Source organism: Acidovorax sp., from assembly GCF_046339755.1.
Classification (GTDB): Bacteria; Pseudomonadota; Gammaproteobacteria; order Burkholderiales; family Burkholderiaceae_C; genus Acidovorax.
Window position 1 is genome coordinate 84614 of record NZ_JBKDTZ010000322.1, and the last position, 6505, is coordinate 91118.

Below are 6505 nucleotides of genomic sequence, written 5' to 3' on the forward strand. Positions count from 1 at the left end.
TCCTGGGTTGAACGCAGGGTTCAAATGGTTTGCGACTTGCCTGTCAGGTTGGAGCTGATCTGCGCCCGGCTCTGCCCTGCGGCGTTGATCATCTGGGTGACGATGTTCATGCCTTCCATCATCTCGTCCATCACCTTCTTGAGTTCCTCGCGGTTCTCTTCCATCTGCTGCTGCAGCTTGGCGATGATGGCGTCGATCTTCTTCTTGTCGGCCTGGATCACCTCGGCGTCGCGCTTGTCGTGGGCGATCGCGACGTTCACCGCGCCCTGGGCCGCCTGGGTGGCACCGGAGGCGACGCCAGCGATCGCCTGACCCGCCCGGCCGACGGCCAAGGCGATCTTCTGCGCATCGCTCACCGCCGATGCGCCGCCGGTCAGCACGATGGACACCGCCATGATCGCGATGGTGGCCACCACGGCGAAGGTCGCCGTGACGATGCCGACCTGCTCTTCATTGGCGCCGAGCTCCTTGGCCAGTGCGCCGATGCCCTTGCCGAAGGCCATGGCGGGGTCCATCCACTCCGCCACCGTGTCGAAGCCCTTGCCTCCGCGGGCCTTGTCGATCTCGCTGGCGATGCTGACCACCGACGAGGCCAGTGCCAGCACCGCCAGGGCCAGCAGCGGTGCGGCTGCGCCGCCGGTCGCCGCCGTGGCGACCGCCGCGGCCACCACGGCGAACGCCGCGGCGATGGCCGTGAAAATCTTCTTGAACCAGTTGAGCACGCCGCCGGCCTTTTCCTTGGCCGCCTGGTCTTCGCACTTCTTGATCCAGTCCTGGATCTTTTTCATGGACTTTTCGTGCTGCAGCTGCTGGTTCTTGGAGGCCGTGTCGATGCCCTCCTTGGCGGTCTTGAGCTGGGCCTCCTGGGTCTTGCCTTGCAGCACCAGCAGGGCCGCCGCCATGTCTTCGGCCGAGAAATTCAGCGAAACGCCATCGATCTGGGGGGCACCGTAGGCATTGGCGACGTTGTTGCCGCCGGCGGACTGGCCCGTGGCCTGCAGCGTGCCCGCGAGCTTGCTGATCTCATCGAGGATCTTGTTCGGATCGGTCTGGATGGACGCCTGCAGCTTGGCCAGGATATCGGCGTTCATGTCGCCGAGCTGCTGGTTGACAAAGGCAGGCGTGGTGGAGACGCGTGTGATGTCGTTCATGGTCTTCGCTCCTCTCAGTGGGCCGTGGGCGACTTGCCGGCGCCGTTCAGCAGGTCCTGCATGGCCTGGGCGCGGACCTTGAGGTCGGCGTACTCCGGCGCATCGCTTTGCCGCAGGACATAGTGCAGCGCTTCCTGCGCTTCCACGCGGTAACCGAGGGCGAGCATGCACTCGGCGGTGTGGAAGGTGGGCAGCGGGTCGCCCATGTCCATCAGGGAGGCCATCGAGTAGTACTTGATGGCTTCCTTGTAGCTCTTGAGCATTTGGAGGCTGGCAGCGAAGGCGTTCATGAAACGCTTTTCCATGTGGTTGTGCACCACCAGGAAGCCGAAGGTGCGCATGGCATCCTCGTAGCGGGCCTGGGAGTACAGGCTGTGGCCCAGCGAATACAGCACTTCGTAGTCCGTGTCGTCGTAGGCGTAGACCGAACCGAGCGTTCCGCCGTTGGCCAGCAGTTCGGTGATCTGCTCCTCCAGGTGTTCGGGACCTGGCAGGCTTTGCATCTGGATGTTCATGGCTATTCCCCTCGTAATTGAGCGTGGCCGGACTGCGGCCAGGCGTGTTTCAGCGCATGTTGCCGAGTATGGAGCTGCGGCTGTCCTGCATCTTCTTGATGAAGTTGGTCATCAGGTCGAAGGCCTCGTTGCGCTTGTTCGACAGGCTCTGCAGGCGCAGCATGTCCATCTGCTGGCTGTTGCTCAGGGCGTCGATCTGGGTCTTGGAGTCGGCGATGCCGCTCTTGAGCGTGACCTGCTCGGCCTTCATGTCCTGGTTCTTCTTGGTCAGGCCGTCGATCTTGGCGTTGAGCTGGTCGATCCAGCCGGACACCGTGGTGCCGTGGGCGTCCATGGTGCCGTTCTTGTCGACATCGCGGGGCGCCGGGCCCTTGTCGGTCAGCCCCTCGGCGCGCACCCGCTGCAGCATCTCGGTGGACTTGCCCTTGTCGTCGCCGGCCCAGGCCCAGGACAGGCCGGTGTAGCCGTTGGGATCGCGGTCGCGGACCTGCGTGAGCTGGTCGCGCATGGTCTTGAGCTCGGCGATCTTGGCATCGTTGGCGGGCATCGCCACATCGATTTCGTTCAGCCGGGTCTGGCTGGCATTCATGCCCTGGTTCAGCGCCGCGATCTGGTCGTTCTTGGCCTGGACCGAGGAAATCTGCTCCTTGAGCGAGTTCTCGAGCAGTTGCGAGCGCTGGCTCTGCACGGACATGAGCGCGGTTTCGAGATCCATGCTGCCCAGCTGGATCGGCGTTGTACCCTGGATGGTGTTGAGATTCACAGACATGGATTGGCTCCTCGATGGCAGTGGAGGGTCAGCGCATGTTGCCGACGATGGAGCTGCGGCTGTCCTGCATCTTCTTGATGAAGTTGGTCATCAGGTCGAATGCTTCGTTGCGCTTGTTCGACAGGCTCTGCAGGCGCAGCATGTCCATCTGCTGGCTGTTGCTCAGGCTGTCGATCTGGGCCTTGAGCTGCTGGATCGCGGAGTCGACCTGGCCCATGGTGGTGTCGCCCTGGACGTTGTTGCCATACACGCTGGCACCGAGCTCGGCCATGTCGGCGTAGCCGGCATCGACCAGCGCCGCATTGGCGCGTCCCTGGGCGTCCTGCACGGTGGCCAGGGAGTTGCCGCCCTTTTTCGAGTCCTGCGTGTCCATCATCTTGGTGGTCGCATTGGAATCGCCGCCGAACAGGCCCTTGACGCCGTTCAGTGCGGCCATGGCGGAGTTGAGCTTGGCGATCTGCTTGTTCTTCGCCTCGACGTTGGAGATCTGTTCCTTGAGTTGGGTTTCCAGCAGGTTGGCGCGATTGCTTTGCACGGCCATCATGGCCGTTTCCAGGTCCATGCCCTGGTCGTTGATGGAGTTGAGTGCGCCGACGTTGGCGCCGCCTACAGCAGACATGTTGTGCTCCTAAGGGAAAACGATAGGTTGTGGGGTTCAGATCATGGTGCGGGGGCGCTTTGCGCCGCCGGCCGGTGCCGCGCCGCTGAATGACTGGCGCGCCTGCTCTTCGCCGACTTCCTGCTCCACGGCGGCCATGTCGGCCTCGAAGGCCTTGCGGGCCTCGGCTTCGGTGTCGGCGGTGGATTGGGACCGCAGCACCGAACGCACCTTCTCGGGATCCAGGCCCTGGCTGCGGTAGAACTCGTCGCCGGCGGCGAGCTGGCTTTGCACTTCGTCGACCAGCGCCTGGGCGCGGGCCACGATGTCGTTGTGATCGTCTTGTCCTGGCATGTGAGCACTCCTGTTGGGTTTTGGGGAGGGGAAGCTGGCGGTTGTCAGCCGCGACACCGGGTAAGTAACAGGCCTGTCAGGCCGGTTCCACGGCCATGGCAATATTTTTGGCGTCCGGGCCAGGGAACCATCGCGTCCGTGGTGTTACCCAGAGATACTTGCGTGCCGCCGGATCCAGCCATGTCCCGAATCGATGCTTTCAACCCCGCTACGCCCTCTTTCGACACCGCCCTGCACCAGGGCGGGGCACAAGGGGGGCAGAATGCCGTCGGCCACTTCGGCGGCCAGCAGGTGCAGGTGGACGATGCCAATTCGGTGCTGACCGACGCGGCCGAGGAAATCAGCCTGCACCACTCGGAGAAGGCCGAGTCCAAGCACTCGTCCGAGCGCAAGAAGGAAGCCACGCGCGCCATGGAGCTGATGACCCCTGAGGCCATCATGGCCTACATGGATGCCTCGCAGTCCCAGGGGGGGGCGGAGGAACTGGTGCAGCTTGCAAAGCGCATGCTGTCCGGCCAGGGCGACCCGGCGGCGCAGGCCAGGAAGGCCTTCGGCGAGCCGACGCAGCAGTTCATGGCATTGCAGTACGCGCTGCAGCAGGGCGAGCGCGAGGGCGTGGAGCCCGAAATCCTGGACGCCCTGCGCGAAGCGCTGGACGATCTGGAGATGGAGCACGGCCCTCGCATCCGGGCCGACATCAACACCATCGGCACGGCGGCCGAGGGCGCGCAGGGCCACGCGCAGGTCAGCCAGTTCCAGGCGACCTACCGCGACGTGGTGCTGGGCAACAACAGCCTGTCCGGCACCCTGCGGCTGGCGCTGGAGCGCTTTGGCGATGGCGATTTCGCCGCTGGCCTGGCCCGCCTGATCAAGGCGCTGGGCAGCGACCTGGCGGCGGCCCGGCCCTCGGGCGATCCGTCGCGCCTGCAAAGCCTGGTGCAGGACCTGTACCACCTGAGCGTGGCCGCCACCGTGCTGGACGACAGCCGGGCGCTTCTGGAGGGCCTGGCAGCCAAGCATGGCATTGCACTTGGCTCACCCTCCGGCCTGATGCAGGACCTGGTGGGCGTGAGCGCCGAAAAATGGGTTGCGGGCACGCGTTTCACGGCCCTGGCGGAAAAGTTCGGGGCGGGGGGGGTGGAGGCGCAGATCCAGTTCCTGACCGGCGTGAAGCTGCTGCTGCGCGACATGCCGCCCAAGGTGTTCATCGACGCGGACCAGCGTCAGACCGTATTCCAGGCGGTGCAGGATGCACTGGACGCCGCCATTGACCGGGAGGATTATTGATATGGCCGATCTGCGGCAGGCTTTGGCCGAACTGGGCCACGACATCGGCATTCCCGAACTGGCACCCGGCCCCCAGGGGGAATTGCAGTTGCGTTTTCCCGACACCGGCGCCCTGCTGGGCGTGTCGCAGCACGAGGACACCGTCGTCGTGCACTACGCCGAGCCGGTGCGCTACGATATCGCCGCGCTGCTGCTGCGCGCCATGCGCCAGGCGGCCAAGGTGCCCGAGCCGGCGCAGGCGGTGCAGGTGGGGCTGCGCAGCACCACCTCGGGTGACTGGCTGGTGCTGGCCACGCGGTTTGAGGCCCACGAGGCGGGCGCACGGCGCATCCGCCAGGCGGCGGACTTCCTGCGCCAGTGGCTGGCCACGCTCGAACCATGAAATTGCCCTGCGGCATGCCGGCGGCATGGAACTTCCGGCACGCCACGGTTACCCACTGCACAGGCGCGGTGGGGTCCGGCGCGCTGCCCCCTTAGTTGCAAGGAAACACCATGTCCAACGTCTCTCTCGGCCACCTGGCCTTCGACCGGGGCATCGACAGCATCACCTACGCCCGCCAGGAAGGGCTGCAGGCCCTGCCCGAGCTCGAAGAGGCGCCGCCGCCCGATCTGGGCGCCCGGCCCCAGGTGGAAACCCTGCTGTCCCTGCTGACGCTCGACGACGCCCTGGAGTCGGCGATCCGCCCCCAGCTCGAGAACCGCGACCTGATGGTGCCTGCGCGCTTTCGCCAGGCACTGGACGATGCGCTGGCGCGCCTGACCGAGGCCGCCGAGCAGACCCAGCCGGCCGGCGGCGACAGTGCGGGTGACGGTGCACGCGTGCTCAACCGCGCCGTGCGCCTGCTCAAGGAAGAGTGCGGCCTGCGCGACCTGCTGCAGATGTACCGCAGCGCCCTGTACCAGGGTTGAGGGCGGATGGCTGACCTGAACACCGCCGCGGCGCCGGCCCTGGGTGCCGACATCGAGCTGATGGACCTGCTGGGCTATGTGTACCTGCAGAACAACCGGCCTGACAAGGCGGCCGTGCTGCTGGCTGCCCGCGACGTGCTGGCGCCCGACCACCCGCGCACCCTGCTGACCCTGGCGCTGGCCCAGGTGCGCGCGGCCAAGCCGGCACGCGCACTCGATACGCTGGACCGGCTGGCCCTGCTGGGCGCCATGGACGGCGCCTTCCACCTGGTGCGTGCCCAGGCGCTGCAGGCCTTGGGCCGCACCGACGAGGCGGCCGGCGCCATGCGCGCCTTCATCGCCCTGCGCGGCGCCGAGGCCGCCCCGGCCGCAGGCGCACCCTCCGCCGCTGCCCGCCATTCCGCATAAGAACCCATTCCATGTCGCAGACCGCCACCGCCAACCGCCTGCAGCGCATCGTCCAGGTCGCCACCAGCCGCAATGACCTGGTGCTGGCCTTCTTCCTGGTGGCCGTGATCTTCATGATGATCCTGCCGCTGCCCACCTGGCTGGTGGACACGCTGATCGGCATCAACATGACCGTCTCGGCCATCCTGCTGATGGTGGCCATGTACCTGCCCTCGCCGCTGGCGTTCTCGTCCTTTCCCTCGGTGCTGCTGGTCACCACGCTGTTCCGGCTGGGCATCTCGATCGCCACCACGCGCCTGATCCTGCTGCAGGGCGACGCGGGGCACATCATCTTCACCTTCGGCAACTTCGTCGTCGGCGGCAACCTGGTGGTCGGCCTGGTGGTGTTCCTGATTCTGACCATCGTGCAGTTCGTCGGGATCACCCAGGGCGCGGAGCGCTTGGCCGAAGTGGCAGCGCGGTGTTCGCTCGATGCGCTGCCGGGCCCGCAGCTGTCGAGCGCCGGCGACAGGCG

Annotated in this window: 10 protein-coding genes; 5 read left to right on the forward strand and 5 right to left on the reverse strand. The window is 66.1% G+C overall.

Annotation, left to right across the window (positions count from 1 at the left end; translation table 11 throughout):
• Nucleotides 1-20: 20 nt before the first annotated feature.
• The 5 genes from sctE to ACK59X_RS28345 are packed head-to-tail and all read right to left on the reverse strand — an operon-like array spanning nucleotide 21 to nucleotide 3387.
• The gene (sctE, locus tag ACK59X_RS28325) at nucleotides 21-1151 is read right to left on the reverse strand and encodes a type III secretion system translocon subunit SctE (RefSeq protein WP_409961849.1); all 1131 of its coding nucleotides are present in this window, start codon (nucleotides 1149-1151) and stop codon (nucleotides 21-23) included.
• A 14-nt stretch (nucleotides 1152-1165) separates the two neighbouring features.
• The gene (locus ACK59X_RS28330) at nucleotides 1166-1666 is read right to left on the reverse strand and encodes a SycD/LcrH family type III secretion system chaperone (RefSeq protein WP_409961850.1); all 501 of its coding nucleotides are present in this window, start codon (nucleotides 1664-1666) and stop codon (nucleotides 1166-1168) included.
• 49 nt (nucleotides 1667-1715) lie between these two features.
• Nucleotides 1716-2435 (reverse strand): hypothetical protein, encoded by a 720-nt coding sequence (locus ACK59X_RS28335; protein WP_409961851.1) that lies wholly within the window; start codon nucleotides 2433-2435, stop codon nucleotides 1716-1718.
• Nucleotides 2436-2463: 28 nt separating this feature from the next.
• Complete coding sequence (locus ACK59X_RS28340; protein ID WP_409961852.1) at nucleotides 2464-3054, reverse strand: hypothetical protein; 591 nt, start codon at nucleotides 3052-3054, stop codon at nucleotides 2464-2466.
• A gap of 36 nt (nucleotides 3055-3090) precedes the next feature.
• Nucleotides 3091-3387 (reverse strand): hypothetical protein, encoded by a 297-nt coding sequence (locus tag ACK59X_RS28345; RefSeq protein ID WP_409961853.1) that lies wholly within the window; start codon nucleotides 3385-3387, stop codon nucleotides 3091-3093.
• A gap of 180 nt (nucleotides 3388-3567) precedes the next feature.
• Here ACK59X_RS28345 and sctW point away from each other — a divergent pair, with 180 nt between their 5' ends.
• From sctW to ACK59X_RS28370, 5 genes are all read left to right on the forward strand, one after another.
• A complete protein-coding gene (gene sctW, locus ACK59X_RS28350; protein ID WP_409961854.1) occupies nucleotides 3568-4674 on the forward strand; it encodes a type III secretion system gatekeeper subunit SctW in 1107 nt (368 codons plus the stop codon).
• 1 nt (nucleotide 4675) lies between these two features.
• Nucleotides 4676-5056 (forward strand): CesT family type III secretion system chaperone, encoded by a 381-nt coding sequence (locus ACK59X_RS28355; RefSeq protein WP_409961855.1) that lies wholly within the window; start codon nucleotides 4676-4678, stop codon nucleotides 5054-5056.
• Nucleotides 5057-5166: 110 nt separating this feature from the next.
• On the forward strand, nucleotides 5167-5583 hold the full coding sequence (locus tag ACK59X_RS28360; protein WP_409961856.1) for a hypothetical protein: 417 nt from the start codon (nucleotides 5167-5169) through the stop codon (nucleotides 5581-5583).
• Between the two features lie 6 nt (nucleotides 5584-5589).
• The gene (locus ACK59X_RS28365) at nucleotides 5590-5991 is read left to right on the forward strand and encodes a hypothetical protein (protein WP_409961857.1); all 402 of its coding nucleotides are present in this window, start codon (nucleotides 5590-5592) and stop codon (nucleotides 5989-5991) included.
• A gap of 11 nt (nucleotides 5992-6002) precedes the next feature.
• Nucleotides 6003-6505, forward strand: a 503-nt coding sequence (locus ACK59X_RS28370) for an FHIPEP family type III secretion protein (RefSeq protein ID WP_409961858.1), incomplete at its 3' end; no start/stop codon positions are given.

What these genes read in the sequence shown, in the direction of transcription:
- ACK59X_RS28355 (WP_409961855.1), top strand. Translation starts at nt 4,676, where the DNA reads ATGGCCGATCTGCGGCAGGCTTTGGCCGAACTGGGCCACGACATCGGC.
- ACK59X_RS28365 (WP_409961857.1), top strand. Translation starts at nt 5,590, where the DNA reads ATGGCTGACCTGAACACCGCCGCGGCGCCGGCCCTGGGTGCCGACATC.
- ACK59X_RS28335 (WP_409961851.1), bottom strand. Translation starts at nt 2,435, where the DNA reads ATGTCTGTGAATCTCAACACCATCCAGGGTACAACGCCGATCCAGCTG.
- ACK59X_RS28340 (WP_409961852.1), bottom strand. Translation starts at nt 3,054, where the DNA reads ATGTCTGCTGTAGGCGGCGCCAACGTCGGCGCACTCAACTCCATCAAC.
- ACK59X_RS28345 (WP_409961853.1), bottom strand. Translation starts at nt 3,387, where the DNA reads ATGCCAGGACAAGACGATCACAACGACATCGTGGCCCGCGCCCAGGCG.
- sctE (WP_409961849.1), bottom strand. Translation starts at nt 1,151, where the DNA reads ATGAACGACATCACACGCGTCTCCACCACGCCTGCCTTTGTCAACCAG.
- ACK59X_RS28330 (WP_409961850.1), bottom strand. Translation starts at nt 1,666, where the DNA reads ATGAACATCCAGATGCAAAGCCTGCCAGGTCCCGAACACCTGGAGGAG.
- sctW (WP_409961854.1), top strand. Translation starts at nt 3,568, where the DNA reads ATGTCCCGAATCGATGCTTTCAACCCCGCTACGCCCTCTTTCGACACC.
- ACK59X_RS28360 (WP_409961856.1), top strand. Translation starts at nt 5,167, where the DNA reads ATGTCCAACGTCTCTCTCGGCCACCTGGCCTTCGACCGGGGCATCGAC.